Raw genomic sequence first — 14782 nt, forward strand, 5'->3', positions numbered from 1 at the left:
CTCCATCTTCCCGTTGAATAATTATGGACATATTTGATTTATAATTAGTGAACTTATGGTGAATCACCCTTTTCGGTGGAGATGAATGATGATGCGCGTGCCTATATTTCTCATACCTCGTAAAGTCGTGGCACTGATATTGGGTGCGGTGTGTGCCTTGATGCTTGTCCCTTCAACGTTAGCTAATAAAGTCATCAGTACACCTGCGAGAAGCGCTGTGGTGGTTTCTGATGTTAACGCAAGGGCAAGAGTGTGCTACTACGAAGATAAAGCTTATAGCTTAGGTGCGGTACTTAATATCTCGGGTGTGCTGATCGAGTGTATATCTGAACAAGATTTTGAGTTAAATGGTTCACTGAAGTGGAAACAACTCGATCAAAAAAGCGAACCGAAATAGGTTCGCTTCGCTAGCGTTTTCTAAATTCTATTAGCGATTCAGAGAACGCGACTTCAACTCGAAGATCAGCTTTTCAGCACTAACTTCAAATTTTAGAAGTGCTTTCAACTCGCGAGATTCCTCAGTTAATTCAGTCACATTGTATTCAACGTTCTTCGAAACTTGTTTGGCTAATGTTAAGTACTTGTCAAATTCAGCTTCTAACTGTGCCTTCGACTCAGCAAAGATCGTTACTTCAGCAACGTCGTCGCCTTCTTTGATAACAAAGCCGATCTCACCGGCACAACCGCATGCTTCGCACACTGAGTTATCTACTACTTCTTGACTCATAACTAATCCTCTTACTAAAACTACGGTTATTCTAACTAGCAATTTGATCTCTATCCATAAAAATCAAAAGTCTTTGAACAGATATTGACTGGTATGCTATGTTGTTTGGTAAGGAACTAAGTGAATATTAATATTAGATAAAGATAATTTAAGTGTGATCTGGCTCTTGTTTTATTGAAATTTAGTGTCATATATTTGTCAGAATGCCATTCAGTTAGTTGCGTCAGAAAGGATTTTATAAGACTATCTATCGCTTGATAGTTATTTACATAATGAATGGTTGGTCGGTATTTCATATTCTAAGTAGTTATTTTCATTAATAGCCTTAGAGTTGTAGGATTGCATCTTGTATTCATTTCGTGTGTAAAGTGCGATTAGACACTGACCTGTAAATAAGGTATTACAGAATGCCGTTAGGGTTTTAGCACCGAATACTTGCGAAGTTGCGACTTATTTACATAATACTGATAACGATTTTCATTCTGACTTCATTTAAAGTTAGATGGATTTACAAAGAGAAGAGCCTGAAATATGCCAAAGCGTAGTAAAGAAGATACTGAAATCACGATTCAGAAGATCATGGATGCCGTTGTAGACCAACTTCTAAGATTGGGTTACGACAAGATGTCTTATACAACATTAAGTCAGCAAACAGGTGTCTCTCGTACCGGTATTAGCCACCATTTTCCAAAGAAAACCGACTTTACTGCGGCTTTAGATGGACGAATCTTCAAGATGTTTATGGAACACCTTGATTTCGAGAATGGCCTAAATGAGTTTTCTGAGAGTTGGGTTAAAGCGTTAGAAGATTCTGAATTCCTAGCGATCTTACGCCTGCTATTCCACCACATTGTTACGGCGGAAAACGCACACGAATTTGCAGCAAATGGTATCGACCGTTTGTACAAGTTGACTGAAAGCCAATTTGGCGATACGAGTGGCAAAGAATTAGAGTGGTTGATTGGTAAATCACTGATTCGTATGAGCCTATAGTCAGCTTATCGAAATTGAAAAAAGCTCCGAATTCGGAGCTTTTTTGTATTTGGGGTTAGATAAAGCGGCAACCAGTAAGTAAGCATTATCCCGCCGCTACCTTAAAGGTTTTATTGGGCGGGATGTACCAGCGGGAAATCCATTGTAGGGTGTTTTTCTACCAAGCTATGGTAACCATACACTTCTTCTATCATCGTTGGTTGTAGGGCCTCCCAAGGGCTTCCATCGCATACGATCTCACCATTTTGCAATACAATCAGCCTATCCGAATATTGCGCGGCTAGATTTAAATCGTGCAGAACTACAACTACCGCAGCGTTACGCTCGTCGGCCAGCTTTCTCGCAATCTTTAATGTGTTGTGCTGATGAGCTAAGTCTAGTGCAGAGGTTGGTTCATCAAGCATCAGTATGCATTGATCGCCAGACTGGTGAAGCTGAGTGAGTACTCTGGATAAGTGTACACGCTGCTTTTCTCCGCCTGAAAGCGAGGGATATAGTCGGCGTGAAAGGTGGCTAACGTCGGCCATCTCCATATATTGCTCTGTGATCGTTTTCATTTCCTTGTTTGAGGTTGCTAGGGGAATACCGCCTAACTCAACGACTTCATGAGCCAAAAACGGAAACGTCAGCGTACTGTGTTGTGGCAGCATACCTAAGTGCTTGGCTAAACGTTGAGCAGGCCAGTTATCGATAGAGTGACCAAAATATTCGATTTCTCCAATGCTTTCAGATTCTTGGCAGAGCGCTTTGAGCAGAGTACTTTTACCTGCCCCGTTTGGCCCTAAGAGCGTCGTCACTTCTCCTGCGTGAATGTCTAAATTGATATTTTTGATAATGGTTTTAGAACCAATGCTGACCGATAAATTTTTGGCCTTAAGAGATAAGTGACTCATTACATGATCCTGCCTTTTTGTTGGAACAACAGGTAAAGGAAGAAAGGCGCACCAATAATTGCGGTGACGATACCTATTGGCAATTCAGCGGGTGCAACCGCTACTCGCGAAAACATGTCTGCAGCGGTAAGCAGCAAAGCACCTAGTACGGCCGAAAGTGGCAGCAAAGTTCTATGATCTGGCCCTGCTAACATTCGCCCTAAATGTGGAACAACCAATCCAATAAAACCAATAGTGCCTGACAAGCTGACGGTGACGCCGACTCCTACTGCTGTGAGTAAGATGAGTTGCCTCTTTAATTTCTGTACTGGAATACCAAGATGTTTTGCTTCAGATTCCCCTAGCAATAGGGCGTTGAGGGCCATCGTTTTACGGCTGAATAGAATAACTAAGATAGCTAATGTTACTGCCGCAAGTGCAATACTGGCCCAGTTAGCACCTGCCAGTGACCCCATGGACCATAACGAAAGGTCTCGAAGCATTTGATCATCAGCGGCAAAGCTTAGGTAACTGATCCCCGCGCCAGATAGCGCGCTTATAGCAACGCCAGCGAGTAACATGATAGTAACGGATGTGCCGAATTTATTCGTGCCTAAGCGGTAAACAAGTAATGTAGTGAGTGCACCACCTATAAAGGCGAAAATAGGCAGAGCCGCGAAGTTCATGAAGTTAGGGTACTGAACGGCAAGATCGGCAAATAATACGATAGCGAGTGCTGCGCCTAAGGCTGAGCCTGCTGAAACCCCGATGATTCCAGGCTCTGCTAGAGGGTTGCGGAATAATCCCTGCATCACGGTGCCGCATATAGCTAAAATGGCACCAATTAACATACAAAGAATGGTTCTTGGTAAGCGTATTTCTTGGATTACTAAATTGATATGCGGAGCTAAGTCATTACTCGAGCTAAATAAACTCGTGAAACTGTCGCTTAATGTAATATTCATAGGTCCGACAGTGATCGATGAGAGCGCCATCAAGGCTAAGATCCCACCAAACACTGTCATCATTACCCGCAGTGAGACGTTTCTTAGAAACATTATTCCTCCACTAAGGGTAAACGATCGCATTCAAACGCTTAGCTTCGGCAAGGCTATTTAAACCTAAGCCACCAACTAACGCGCTACCATCAAGCGTAATGATCTGTTTATTGATACCGGCTGGCGTCGCCGCAAGCATCGGCAGTGCTGCTAGAATTTCATCGGCGCCACCCAGTTTCTTGTAACTGCGTCCACTGACTAAAATGACGTCTGGCTGCATCTCAACAAGCGATTCCATAGAAAGTGGCTTGTATGACGTGAGCTTTTCAGCGGCAGGGTTTACGCCACCAGCCAGCTCAATAATGGCATTTGGTGTGGTATCTTGACCTGCTACATTAGCTGGACGGCCTTCGTGAATAAGAAGAAATAGCATTTTTTTAGCACTATTTTCAGAAACTTGATTGCTTTCTAGGGCGCTTACTTGCTGCTGTACTTGTGCTTTCACAGCTACAGCTTGAGTTTCTGTGTGAGTGATTTTGGCTATTTGATCGATGCGATTGAGCAAACCTTCAACGTTTGATTCTGTGTTTACGATTTCAACTTCTACACCTGTTGATTCAAGCTGTTGTATGGTCGTATCTGGACCGATTTCATCAGAGCCGATCAAAGTCGTCGGTTGTAGCGCTAATAGACCTTCAGCAGAAAGCCTTCTATGGTAGCCAATTTTTGGCAAACCTAAGCTTTCAGGTATGTGACTGGTAACGTCGACTGCGACAAGTTGATTTTCTGCGCCTAACGCGAAGACGAGCTCCGTCACGGCTGCACCAGCACTGATGATTCGTGGTGATGTTTCGGATTGAGCGATAGCCACTGAACTGGTGGTAGTAAAAATCGCTGCAGCTACGATAGTGGAGCAATGCTGCTGAATGCGTTTGAAGAGCTTGTTTGAAGTTTTCATATTATGGTTCTTATCGTTGTTCCGAAAGCAGATCACTGCTCTTGGGTTAAAAGTTGAGTGGCTGGAATCGCGTTGTCTTGAAGAAATGAAAGAAGCTTAACGAGATGCTGAACGTCGGCTTTCTTGTCTGCGCCGATCACGATCGGTCTTTCATCCCCAGATTTTGCTTCTTCGAGTAACGCTATCTTGAAGTTTTCCCAGTCGATGTATTCTTTACTATCGATGGCCCAATACGGTTCGCGATCTAGGATATTCACGGTTATTGATTGGCTGTCCACTTCAGACACCGTGGGGGTATCGGCGCTTGGCAAATTGACGTCGAGTGATTCGAGCCTGATGGATGCGGTAAGCATCAAAAACACCATGACAATAAAAATAATATCGAGCAACGGGGTTAGGTCGACTGACGAAGTTGAATGAGATTGTTGAGAGACCTTGATCATACAGCTTGCTCTTGTGATGAGTAGGAAGATTCTTGAGCATTATTCGATGAGTTAGGTGAGATCTTCATGCCTTCTAACCATAAATTAGAAAAGTTCAATGCATGCTCTAGTTTGGCAATCAAACGATCTGCCCACAAACCTAGAAGTTGAGACCCTGCAATGGCAGGTAAGGCGATCATCAGGCCGACAGCCGTCGTTCTCATAGCTAAACCTAACCCTTCGGCTAAATCATTTGGGGTGATGTTACCTGTCGACGCTGCAACACCTTTAAACATTTCAATAAGACCTAATACCGTACCGAGTAGGCCTATAAGTGGGCTGATAACTCCGATAAGAGCTAATAGTTTTAACCCAGCGTGCAGTTGGTTCCGTTTTTCTTGTAGCCAAATACTTGCAGCGTCTTCTCTTAAATCTTTGTTAAAAGAATGATGGGCCAAAACCATAGCGACACCTTTAAAGATGAGAGGGCGCTTGTTTGATAATTCTTGTGCTAAGGCGTCGATATCTTGAGTTCTATTCGGTGAAATCGAATCAAGTTGCTGGCGAATGCCGCCACGGCTTCCGCCCAGGCAAAGCATTACTTGAAAGATACGCTCTGCGATGATCATGGCTGTGAGTGCCGAGCAAATAAGTAGTGGCCAAGTCATTAAGCCAAGTTGTTGTTGTAGGGTATTGATGTGTTCCATGTTTAATCCAACTTAAAGCGAACAGGTATTTGAATTCGGTGTGCAATGGCTCTGCCGTTCACTGTGTGGGCGGAGAATTTCCATTTTTTGATAGCGTCAAGTGCGGCTTTATCCAGCATTAACGCACCAGATGAGCTTACTAGTGCTTGTTTCGTTTGCTTGCCATTTTCGTCGAGCCAGATTTCATACGTGGCCACGCCTTGAATTCCACGTTTTCTTGCCATTCTTGGGTAACGAGGGGGAGAGGGCTTAGCGGCGAAGCTTGGTTTATTGACTAATACTGGCGTATCGCTTGCGCCCTGGTTAACCACTTCAGGCGGTGCTGATTTTTGAGCGTCTCGCGCTTTTTGCTCTGTAATTTTCTCAGGGGTAGGGTCAACCGGCTTTGGTGGCTTAACCTTTGGTGGTGTTTTTTTCGGCACCGTTTTTTTTACGACGGGCTGCGGCTTTCTTGGCGTCGTTTTTTTCACTTCAGGTTTTTTAGGTTTTGGAGTGACTTCAGTTTTCTTCACCACTGGCGCTGACTTTACGACTTTTGCAGGCTTAGGTGGCTCTGCTGGTTGCGGCGTTTCAACGGGAGGCGCTTCTTTGGTAATAGGTTCAGGAGGCGTAACTTCTTGCGCGCTAGCGGGTGCCGCCATGGTGGATGGGGCGCTTGAAACAAAATTGATAGAGACAGAGGTCGATTGGCTACCGGCAGGCATTGCAAAGACTTTGCTTTCTTGAGCAACAAACAACAGTGCCGCATGAAGCGCAATAGAAGCGCCACCAGCAATGACATATCTTGGTACGTTCACGAATTTCCTTCCTAAATATCCTTCTGATAGGCCAAGATTATTGCTTAGAATGCAAATAAGATCAATTATCAATTGCATTATCATTAGCGTGAATTTATGATCGGTTTAAATTTTAGCGAACAGTCTTCCAGTCTTTGCTGAGTAAGCCTTGAGAGTTTTATATGTCTCTGAATATTTATAAATTTGATGAATCTATTTTGGGGGCTTTTACCCCTGATCCTTTACGGTTTGCTTTTGCCAAAAAGACGTCAGCGCATGCTGGGGGGATGGCAGTTCCAATTCAGAAAGATTTGCAGCGTTCTATCTTAGAAAACACATTAAATTCTGAGGGCAACAGGCAAGATAAGCGTTGCTTATATATTCACGTCCCTTTCTGCCGTGTTCGTTGTACGTTCTGTAATTTTTTCCAGAACGCTGCTAGCCGAAAATTGGTCGATGATTATTTTGCGGCTTTGATGATTGAGTTGAAGCAGAAAGCGGAAACTCCTTGGGCGCAGTCTGGCACCTTCCATGCGGTATATATCGGAGGGGGGACGCCAACGGACTTATCGGCCCTGCAAATTCGTCAGTTAGGTACAGCTATCCGGGCGCTTTTTCCGTTGGCCAGTGACGCTGAAATTACACTGGAAGGGCGGATCAACCGTTTCAGCGATGAAATGTTTGACCAAGCATTAGAGGGAGGGTTCAACCGATTCTCTTTTGGTATTCAAAGCTTTAATACTCAGGTAAGGCGCAGTGCCAAGCGTTTAGATGACAGAGAAATTGTACTTGAGCGTGTGGCTCAGCTCAGCGAAACCCAGCAAGCGCCGATAGTGCTCGATCTACTGTATGGATTGCCTTACCAAACGCTAGAGATCTTTGAACAAGATTTACAGGACTATTTAGATACCGGTGCCCATGGTATCGATTTGTATCAGCTCGTTGTTGGCGGAAATGCGCCTATGCTGAACTTGGTAGAGAAAGGTCGAATTCCTCCACCGGCGACTACCCCGGATAAAGCGAGTATGTATCAAGCTGGCGTGCAGTTCATGCGTAAGCATCACATTAAACAGCTGAGCGTGAACCACTGGGCTAGAGATAACCGCGAGCGCAGCTTATACAACAGCTTAGCGAAAACGTACGCCGAAGTCTTGCCCGTAGGTTGTGGTGCTGGCGGCAATGTTGGCGGTATTGGTTTAATGCAGCATCGTTCGCTAGAAACCTACATGGAAGCCATCAAGCTTGGTGACTCTCCAGTAGCAATGATGACGCGACAAAGCCCGTTAGAGCCAATTTATTCAGCGCTAAAAGCGGGGTTTGATTCCGGTGTAATTCGCCGTAGCGGTCTACCTTTATATCAAGGGACAGATTTATTTGATTACCTAGCTCCACTATTCAATAAGTGGCAAGACAACGGTTTGGTCGAGCTAGCAGAAGATTACTTGGTGTTGACGCTTGCCGGCAGCTTTTGGGCAGTGAGTTTAGCTCAAGGTGCCATTCAAGTTTTGAACTCGGATATTGCGGGCGGTCAACAAACAAAGCCAAGTCACCCTACACACAAACATGAAGTAAACGGACATTAATCCATGAGCAATGAAACTATCGTGACCCATGACAATTTAAAAGAGCAAGTGGCTCAAGTATTAGAACAAGACCCTAAACTGCTTCCTGCGGCCATTGCAGAACAGTTGCAAGTAACAGAAGCGCAAGTGGTTTGCGCTTTCCCAAGTGAGATGGTTGCCGTGTTAGATGGTGACCATGCTCAAACGATTCTAGAAAACTTAGTTGGTTGGGGCCCAGTAACGACTATCGTTCACTCATTTGGCTCAATTTTCGAAGTGAAAGCCCCTTTCCCTAAAGGTAAATTGGCTCGTGGCTACTACAACCTAATGGGCAAAGAAGGTGAACTACATGGTCACCTAAAGCTAGAAAATATTAAAACGATCGCGTTGGTCAGTAAGCCGTTTATGGGACGTGAAAGCCACTACTTTGGGTTCTTTAGTGAATGCGGCGCGAACATCTTCAAGGTTTACTTAGGTCGCAATGAAAAGCGCGAGCTAATCCCAGAACAAGTAGAGCGCTTTAAAGCGCTTCAAGCGCAATACCAGTCTTAATTCAAAATAACAAAAATTCTTATAGGAATGAAAATGGAACAACAAGTAAAGCAAGAACGCCTTCAAGGTCGTTTAGGTCCTGAAATCAAGGAATTTCGTCAAGAGCGCCGTACTATTCAACTTGCAACAGTCGATGAAGATGGTCGCCCTAACGTTAGTTACGCGCCGTTTGTACAAAATCAAGAAGGCTACTTTGTACTGATTTCACAAATTGCTCGTCACGCGCGTAACCTAGAAGCTAACCCTCAAGTGTCTTTGATGATGATCGAAGATGAAGATAGCTCTAAGCAGCTATTTGCTCGTAAGCGTTTGACGTTTGATGCTGTAGCAAGTGTGGTTGAGCGTGATAGTGAACTTTGGCTTCAAGTCGTTGCTCAAATGAAAGAGCGTTTTGGTGAGATCATTGATGGCCTGAGCCAGCTGCAAGATTTTGTTTTATTCAATCTAAAAGCAGAAAACGGCTTATTCGTGAAAGGTTTTGGCCAAGCGTATCAGGTGTCTGGTGACGATCTGGTTGATTTCGTTCACCTGCAAGAAGGCCATAAAAAAGTGTCGAACGAATAATCCGGTACTTTACGAAACGAATGAAAGCCTCCACCTTGTGGGGGCTTTGTTGTTTGTATGACACATCAAATTGTAACTCTGATATATTGATGCTTTGGTAAATTAATAACTTAGGATTACGAGTGAAACCTGTTAGCCGCGATTGGGATGAATTTTGTTACCCATTTATTTATGAAGACAGCCCAATATGTGATTTTGAAATATTGTCTGACGAGTTGTGTTGTCGAGTGGGATTAGTGCTGGCTTTGGATGTTGATGACAAAACACGGGATGTTCTGACTCGGTTGCAGCCTTTTATTTATCATTTGAATGGTTCGGTACGAGGAAAACTTGCGATAGCGCAGGACGACTTGGACACCCTTAAAGCCGACTACCATGCAATTCGCTCATTACTCGATGGCGGCTTTAAAGGGTTCGTTTTACCTGGAGGGCATGAAATCTCTGCTCAGCTGCACTTATGCCGTTGCCAAGCTAAGAAAGTGGTGCGTGCGCTGGTTCAAATTGAACACTCAGCTAAGAAAACCCCTGATCCAATCTTGTTTAAGTATGCGAACTTATTGGCTAATACATTTTATGCCCTTGCTTCATACACGAATCACTTACATCAAGTGGATGAGGTCGAGTTTGTTAGCAAGAGCTATAAAATGCCAAAAAAGAGTGACTGATTAGCTGACCACTGCGCTGTCTTCGAGGTTTTTTGCACCTCGGAGCATCGCCTCAATCAATTCACCAGCGTTAAACTTTTCTAGTGCTTCATGAGCGCCAACTTGGTGAGCTCTGTCTACACAAATTTCACTTGATAACGATGTATGCAAGATACGATACGATTGATTAAGCGCAGGATCATTTTGAACTTCAAATGCGAGCTCGTAACCATCCAAACCCGGCATCTCGATATCACTCACCAGCAACTCAATAGGGTTATTGTGGGCAGCTTCGTTTCTCATTAACTCAATTGCATCTAACCCATTATTACAGATTTTGTATGGAATATTGATGCTGTCTAGGGCGTCTGAAAGTTGCTTACGAGCAATCGATGAATCGTCGACCAACAGAATATTAAGTGCTTTCAGTTGTTCTCGTTCGATATCGGTCAGCATAGGAACGTGCGCGGATTCGTACTCTGGATAGATTTTAGACAGTAGCAACTCGACGTCGAGCATCTGTACGATACGGTCTTGATAGCGAGTGATGCCTGTTACGAATACGTTGGAACCGACCGAATTTGGCGGTGGCTCAATGGATTTCCAATCACATTCGATGATCTTATCGATAGATCTCACTAGAAATGCCACGACGGTACGTAAGCAGTCTGTGACGATCAGCGTGCAGCTGTCGTATTCTTCTGGTGAAACAGGGCGAAAGCCAACCGCAGCAGACATATCGATCACTGGAACGGTTAAGTCGCGAATCGTTACGGTACCAATGACATGGTGATGTGAGTAGGGGATCTGCGTAGTTTTCTGAAAAGGCACAATTTCACGTACCTTTAGCGTTCCAATTGCAAAACTTTGTGCGATGGAAAGCTTAAACATCAGCATTCCCTGAGACTGGTTCGCTTTGCTCTTAGTCCTAGCCATAGAGTATTCCTACTTAGTATTCTAATAGTAATAATTTAAAGGGAATAACCACAGTCAGCAAGCAAGTATTGCTGACTTGTCATAATAGAGTAGTTCATGATGCGTGATTTAAGTGAAGAACGCGTCATCTTGAGGTAAAATCAGCCCTAGAGCAATATTCAGAGATTTATCATGGCAAGAACCGCAGCAGCGCTTCACATTTTGGTGAAGCATAAAGAACAAGCAGAAGACATCATCAAGCAGCTTAAGAAAGGCGCTAAGTTTCAAACTTTAGCGAAAAAGCACTCAACGTGTCCTTCAGGCAAAAAAGGTGGTGATTTGGGCGAATTTAAGAAAGGCCAAATGGTACCTCAATTCGACAAAGTGTGCTTTTCAGGGGAAACCTTAGTTCCTCACTTAGTGAAAACCAAGTTTGGCTGGCACGTAGTAAAGGTTCTTTACCGCACATAGTGTCAGTAGCGATATTGATAAAAAGGAGCGATCGACGCTCCTTTTTTAATGCCTGAAATTCACTTATTGAGGTGAGCTTTCTTGAAAGGGAATAGAAAGCGAAGGCACTTCTCGTAAATACAGGTGATGTTTTTATGATTAGTAATCAGTAAGTTATCACTTCATTTTAATACGGCTTCATCCTTATTCGGGTATCATGAGCTTTCTACGCCCTGAATGATCCACCGAGAATATTCCTCGCAAGGGGGAGGGCGTGTGTTAGGTACGCACTATAATTGCTGCAATCCTTAAGTTTAATGGAAACAGGCACGTTGTTTGTCCTGTTAGGAGTCCCAAATGGAACGCTCGGTTGCATACAGCGCAGCAGCAAGTGATGTTATTTTGCATGCTTTTGATTGGCGATATGAAGACGTGATGAAACAAGCTAAACAGATTAGCCAACTTGGTTACAAATCTGTATTAGTTTCACCACCGATGAAATCACTGATTAGCCCACAAGGCACCAAATGGTGGCAGCGTTATCAGCCTCAAGACTATCGAGTGATCGATAACCAACTTGGTAATACTCAAGACTTTATCAGTATGGTGGAAGCGCTGCGTGAACATGGGTTAAGAACATACGTTGACGTGGTATTCAATCATATGGCGAACGAGTCAGGTTTCCGTAATGATCTGGCTTACCCGAATGCTCAAGACTTACAGAGCTATCGAGATCGTGCTGAGTATTTTGAGAAACAGCGTTTGTTCGGTGATTTGTCCCAACCCCTTTTTGATGAAGATGACTTCGTTGAAGCATTTGGCATTAAAAATTGGCGCGACAAGTGGCAAGTTCAAAATGGTCGTATTACCGGCGGGCCTCAAGATCCCGGTTTGCCAACCTTACGCGATAACGAACATGTCGTCGCACAGCAGCAAGCCTACTTACTTGCGCTAAAGAAAATAGGCGTGAGAGGGTTTAGGATTGATGCCGCAAAGCACATGACGATTGAACATTTAAAGAAGGTATGGACTGATGAAATTACTGAAGACATGCACATCTTTGGGGAAATCATAACCGACGGAGGCGCAACTAAGGCCGAGTACGAGTTGTTCCTCGAACCTTATTTGAAGCACACTCGTTTGGGCGCGTATGACTTCCCTTTGTTTAACACCATTTCTAAAGCATTTACCGACAAGGGCAGCTTCACCTCTTTGATTAACCCGTATTGCTTTGGTCAGGCATTGTCTTATCGCAGGGCGATCACCTTTACCGTCACTCACGACATTCCTAACAATGATGTGTTTCTGGAACATGTTATGGAAGAAACCAGTGAACGTTTGGCGTATAGCTATATCTTGGGCCGCGATGGTGGAGTCCCGCTCATCTACAGTGATTTGAATACCAGCGGTATTACGGATCAGAGTGGTGAGCCTCGTTGGGTCGAACAGTGGCAGTCTTCAGAAATGCATAGCATGATTGCATTCCATAACCATGTGCATGGCGAAAGAATGAAAGTGTTGGAAGCGAATGATGATTTATTGGTTTTCGCTCGCGGAGCCAAAGGCGTTGTGGTGATAAATAAATCGAAGCGCGCGCATACCGTGTCTTTTTCTTGGCAAGGTGGAATGACCGATCTGCTCAGCGGTGAGTTTTTTAACAAAACCGAAGGCAATGTCGAGATTAAAGTGAAGGCAAAATCGAGCATGATGTTGGTATGAAAAAGGGAGCGTAGGCTCCCTTTTTAGTTAGATGATGCAACCCCAGTTATACGATAAATTTATTCAAAATTGCGTCTTGCTCACGTACGTTGTCGGTTTGAACCTGCATAGCAGAGTTCGCGTTGTCGGCGGCGTCTGAGACTTGTACTGAAAGGTCTTTAATTTTAACTGTGTTGTTGTTGATTTCCTCTGCTACCAAGCTTTGCTCTTCCGCCGCTGAGGCGATTTGAATATTCATATCCGAGATTTCTTGAATCGATTCTCGAATACGCTCCAATGCTGCATTTGCCTGCTGAGCACGCTCTACTGCATCGGTCGCCGTGGTTTTACTTTGGTTCATTGCGTTAGATACCGAGCTGGCACCCGCCTGCAATTGTTCAATCATATTGCGAATTTCAGTTGTTGATTCCTGAGTTCGTTGAGCCAAGGTTCTTACTTCATCGGCAACCACCGCAAAGCCTCGACCAGATTCACCCGCACGCGCTGCTTCTATTGCTGCATTGAGCGCAAGTAGGTTGGTTTGATCGGCAATGTCATTGATAACCTTCAAGATTGTTTCAATGTTGCTGGTCGCGCTTTCTAATACTTTGACTTCTTCTACTGCTTCATCGATTCGGCTTGCTAACGTATCAATGGCTGAAGTGGTATCGGTAACAACCAATGTGCCTTCTTGTGTCGCATCATCCGCCACTTTAGCAGCAGACGCCGCGCCTTGAGCATTGTTTGCAACATCTGAAGAAGTGGTCGCCATTTCGTGCATGGCTGTCGCGAGTTGCTCTAGCTCATGAAGTTGGTCACGCATCGCTTCAGAAGACTCTTGAAGGCCAACAGCGGTTGATTCTGAACCCCGGAGTATCTCAGCACCAATGGCTTTGGATTGGATGATTTGCTGCTGAAGCGTACCCGTGAAGGTATTAAAGCCCGCAGCGAGTTCTGAGAACTCTTTATCGGTATTGGTATCGAGCCTTTGAGTTAGGTCACCATGGCCGCTCGCGACGCCTTGAATAGCGTGGTTTAGCACATCGAGAGGGCGCATCAATGTTCGGATCAGAACGAGTAGTAGGGCAATACTGATCACTAAGGACGCAATGGTGTAGATAATTGAACTGTTACGTAAATCTGCAATAGACGCGTAAGCGACTTCCTCATCAAGTACCACGCCTACATACCAGTCTTCACCCGGAATCGCCGCAAAATTCAGAGTGTAAGCAGTGTTATCTAAGACGACTTGCTGTGGCTGTTCTAAGATATTGATGTTCGGCATATAGTCCGACATTGGTTTGCCGTTTTTGTCTTTGTCTGGGTGCGCAATCGTTGTGCCGTCTCCTGCTACCATGAATACATAACCAGCATTAAACAGTTTCACCTGATTAACCAATTCAGCTAGGCTTCCTAAGCTTACGTCATAGAAAATGGCACCGATGAACTGCCCTCGATCTTTTACTGGGGTAGCAATGGATACTAATATTTCGTTAGTAGCAGAATCCGCGTATGGGGCGGTGATGATCAGCTTATTAGCGTTCTTTGCATCGATGTACCAAGGGCGAACACGAGGATCCCATGTCGGGCCGGGATCCCAGCTCGGATCATTACTGATGTTGGAACCATCGCTCTCAAAGCCAATCCCCGCAAGTAGAAAAGAGTTTTTAACGACAGGGCGAGTAATCACATCCCTGATTTTGTTGGGCGACAAGTCGAGCTCCAACATGCTGGTGGAATACGCTGCTACATCCTTTTTGCCATTGATCACTGATGCAACGGTATTGCGAACCCCGTCAACGATTTCAATAACACTGGCTTCGACCTGTTGTTCGAGCTCATCTTGCATTGTGAAGTATTGTTTAGCGGTGAGCATTGATACGGTGACGAGAAGAAGCGCCGAAGAAGCGGCAACGATCTTGTGACTAAATTTCATGGTCGTCC

The 14782-nt window shown here is 44.5% G+C and carries 17 protein-coding genes; 8 read left to right on the forward strand and 9 right to left on the reverse strand.

Annotated elements, in window-relative coordinates:
• Positions 1 to 91: 91 nt before the first annotated feature.
• On the forward strand, positions 92 to 397 hold the full coding sequence (locus ELZ11_RS07450) for a DUF1496 domain-containing protein (protein ID WP_137357037.1): 306 nt from the start codon (positions 92 to 94) through the stop codon (positions 395 to 397).
• A 30-nt stretch (positions 398 to 427) separates the two neighbouring features.
• Here the strand turns inward: ELZ11_RS07450 and ELZ11_RS07455 are convergent, their stop codons facing one another.
• Positions 428 to 727 (reverse strand): YfcZ/YiiS family protein, encoded by a 300-nt coding sequence (locus tag ELZ11_RS07455; RefSeq protein ID WP_137356750.1) that lies wholly within the window; start codon positions 725 to 727, stop codon positions 428 to 430.
• A gap of 531 nt (positions 728 to 1258) precedes the next feature.
• On the opposite strand from ELZ11_RS07455, the gene ELZ11_RS07460 reads away from it, so the two are divergent.
• Positions 1259 to 1720: a TetR/AcrR family transcriptional regulator gene (locus ELZ11_RS07460; RefSeq protein WP_137356751.1), complete on the forward strand. Its 462-nt coding sequence runs from the start codon at positions 1259 to 1261 to the stop codon at positions 1718 to 1720.
• A 110-nt stretch (positions 1721 to 1830) separates the two neighbouring features.
• Here ELZ11_RS07460 and ELZ11_RS07465 read toward each other — a convergent pair whose 3' ends face one another.
• From ELZ11_RS07465 to ELZ11_RS07490, 6 genes are read right to left on the reverse strand one after another with little or no spacing between them, the layout of a single operon-like run.
• Positions 1831 to 2613 carry a heme ABC transporter ATP-binding protein gene (locus ELZ11_RS07465; RefSeq protein WP_137356752.1) on the reverse strand — a complete coding sequence of 261 codons (783 nt, stop codon included), beginning with the start codon at positions 2611 to 2613 and terminating at the stop codon, positions 1831 to 1833.
• Positions 2613 to 3650 carry a FecCD family ABC transporter permease gene (locus ELZ11_RS07470; RefSeq protein WP_137356753.1) on the reverse strand — a complete coding sequence of 346 codons (1038 nt, stop codon included), beginning with the start codon at positions 3648 to 3650 and terminating at the stop codon, positions 2613 to 2615. The genes ELZ11_RS07465 and ELZ11_RS07470 overlap by 1 nt, the downstream gene beginning before the upstream one ends.
• 10 nt (positions 3651 to 3660) lie before the next feature.
• On the reverse strand, positions 3661 to 4548 hold the full coding sequence (locus ELZ11_RS07475) for a heme/hemin ABC transporter substrate-binding protein (RefSeq protein ID WP_137356754.1): 888 nt from the start codon (positions 4546 to 4548) through the stop codon (positions 3661 to 3663).
• 32 nt (positions 4549 to 4580) lie between these two features.
• Positions 4581 to 4991, reverse strand: coding sequence for an ExbD/TolR family protein (locus tag ELZ11_RS07480; protein ID WP_137356755.1), 411 nt, complete (start codon positions 4989 to 4991; stop codon positions 4581 to 4583).
• Entirely contained in the window at positions 4988 to 5677 is a 690-nt protein-coding gene (locus ELZ11_RS07485) for a MotA/TolQ/ExbB proton channel family protein (protein ID WP_137356756.1), read from the reverse strand. Before ELZ11_RS07485 ends, ELZ11_RS07480 begins: the two co-directional genes overlap by 4 nt.
• Positions 5678 to 5679: 2 nt before the next feature.
• Positions 5680 to 6474 (reverse strand): energy transducer TonB, encoded by a 795-nt coding sequence (locus tag ELZ11_RS07490; protein WP_137356757.1) that lies wholly within the window; start codon positions 6472 to 6474, stop codon positions 5680 to 5682.
• A 161-nt stretch (positions 6475 to 6635) separates the two neighbouring features.
• Between ELZ11_RS07490 and hutW the strand changes: the two genes are divergently transcribed.
• From hutW to ELZ11_RS07510, 4 genes are all read left to right on the forward strand, one after another.
• Positions 6636 to 8036 (forward strand): heme anaerobic degradation radical SAM methyltransferase ChuW/HutW, encoded by a 1401-nt coding sequence (hutW, locus tag ELZ11_RS07495; RefSeq protein ID WP_137356758.1) that lies wholly within the window; start codon positions 6636 to 6638, stop codon positions 8034 to 8036.
• 3 nt (positions 8037 to 8039) lie between these two features.
• Positions 8040 to 8567, forward strand: coding sequence for a heme utilization cystosolic carrier protein HutX (gene hutX, locus ELZ11_RS07500; protein WP_137356759.1), 528 nt, complete (start codon positions 8040 to 8042; stop codon positions 8565 to 8567).
• A 33-nt stretch (positions 8568 to 8600) separates the two neighbouring features.
• The gene (gene hutZ, locus ELZ11_RS07505; RefSeq protein WP_137356760.1) at positions 8601 to 9131 is read left to right on the forward strand and encodes a heme utilization protein HutZ; all 531 of its coding nucleotides are present in this window, start codon (positions 8601 to 8603) and stop codon (positions 9129 to 9131) included.
• 122 nt (positions 9132 to 9253) lie between these two features.
• Positions 9254 to 9796, forward strand: coding sequence for an ATP:cob(I)alamin adenosyltransferase (locus tag ELZ11_RS07510; protein WP_137356761.1), 543 nt, complete (start codon positions 9254 to 9256; stop codon positions 9794 to 9796).
• Here ELZ11_RS07510 and ELZ11_RS07515 read toward each other — a convergent pair whose 3' ends face one another.
• Positions 9797 to 10711 carry a chemotaxis protein gene (locus ELZ11_RS07515; protein WP_137356762.1) on the reverse strand — a complete coding sequence of 305 codons (915 nt, stop codon included), beginning with the start codon at positions 10709 to 10711 and terminating at the stop codon, positions 9797 to 9799. It lies immediately after the preceding gene.
• Positions 10712 to 10882: 171 nt separating this feature from the next.
• Between ELZ11_RS07515 and ppiC the strand changes: the two genes are divergently transcribed.
• Complete coding sequence (gene ppiC / locus ELZ11_RS07520) at positions 10883 to 11161, forward strand: peptidylprolyl isomerase PpiC (protein WP_017057968.1); 279 nt, start codon at positions 10883 to 10885, stop codon at positions 11159 to 11161.
• A gap of 336 nt (positions 11162 to 11497) precedes the next feature.
• A complete protein-coding gene (locus ELZ11_RS07525; RefSeq protein WP_137356763.1) occupies positions 11498 to 12859 on the forward strand; it encodes an alpha-amylase family glycosyl hydrolase in 1362 nt (453 codons plus the stop codon).
• A gap of 46 nt (positions 12860 to 12905) precedes the next feature.
• Here the strand turns inward: ELZ11_RS07525 and ELZ11_RS07530 are convergent, their stop codons facing one another.
• Positions 12906 to 14774, reverse strand: a complete 1869-nt coding sequence (locus tag ELZ11_RS07530) for a methyl-accepting chemotaxis protein (RefSeq protein ID WP_137356764.1) — start codon at positions 14772 to 14774, stop codon at positions 12906 to 12908.
• Between the last annotated feature and the right edge of the window lie 8 nt (positions 14775 to 14782).

Source organism: Vibrio profundi, from assembly GCF_005281835.1.
Taxonomy (GTDB): Bacteria; Pseudomonadota; Gammaproteobacteria; order Enterobacterales; family Vibrionaceae; genus Vibrio; species Vibrio profundi.

Excerpts from the sequence above, each read along its gene's own strand:
- ELZ11_RS07450 (WP_137357037.1), top strand. The coding sequence starts at position 92 with ATGCGCGTGCCTATATTTCTCATACCTCGTAAAGTCGTGGCACTGATA.
- ELZ11_RS07455 (WP_137356750.1), bottom strand. The coding sequence starts at position 727 with ATGAGTCAAGAAGTAGTAGATAACTCAGTGTGCGAAGCATGCGGTTGT.
- ELZ11_RS07460 (WP_137356751.1), top strand. The coding sequence starts at position 1,259 with ATGCCAAAGCGTAGTAAAGAAGATACTGAAATCACGATTCAGAAGATC.
- ELZ11_RS07465 (WP_137356752.1), bottom strand. The coding sequence starts at position 2,613 with ATGAGTCACTTATCTCTTAAGGCCAAAAATTTATCGGTCAGCATTGGT.
- ELZ11_RS07470 (WP_137356753.1), bottom strand. The coding sequence starts at position 3,650 with ATGTTTCTAAGAAACGTCTCACTGCGGGTAATGATGACAGTGTTTGGT.
- ELZ11_RS07475 (WP_137356754.1), bottom strand. The coding sequence starts at position 4,548 with ATGAAAACTTCAAACAAGCTCTTCAAACGCATTCAGCAGCATTGCTCC.
- ELZ11_RS07480 (WP_137356755.1), bottom strand. The coding sequence starts at position 4,991 with ATGATCAAGGTCTCTCAACAATCTCATTCAACTTCGTCAGTCGACCTA.
- ELZ11_RS07485 (WP_137356756.1), bottom strand. The coding sequence starts at position 5,677 with ATGGAACACATCAATACCCTACAACAACAACTTGGCTTAATGACTTGG.
- hutW (WP_137356758.1), top strand. The coding sequence starts at position 6,636 with ATGTCTCTGAATATTTATAAATTTGATGAATCTATTTTGGGGGCTTTT.
- hutX (WP_137356759.1), top strand. The coding sequence starts at position 8,040 with ATGAGCAATGAAACTATCGTGACCCATGACAATTTAAAAGAGCAAGTG.
- hutZ (WP_137356760.1), top strand. The coding sequence starts at position 8,601 with ATGGAACAACAAGTAAAGCAAGAACGCCTTCAAGGTCGTTTAGGTCCT.
- ELZ11_RS07515 (WP_137356762.1), bottom strand. The coding sequence starts at position 10,711 with ATGGCTAGGACTAAGAGCAAAGCGAACCAGTCTCAGGGAATGCTGATG.
- ppiC (WP_017057968.1), top strand. The coding sequence starts at position 10,883 with ATGGCAAGAACCGCAGCAGCGCTTCACATTTTGGTGAAGCATAAAGAA.
- ELZ11_RS07525 (WP_137356763.1), top strand. The coding sequence starts at position 11,498 with ATGGAACGCTCGGTTGCATACAGCGCAGCAGCAAGTGATGTTATTTTG.
- ELZ11_RS07530 (WP_137356764.1), bottom strand. The coding sequence starts at position 14,774 with ATGAAATTTAGTCACAAGATCGTTGCCGCTTCTTCGGCGCTTCTTCTC.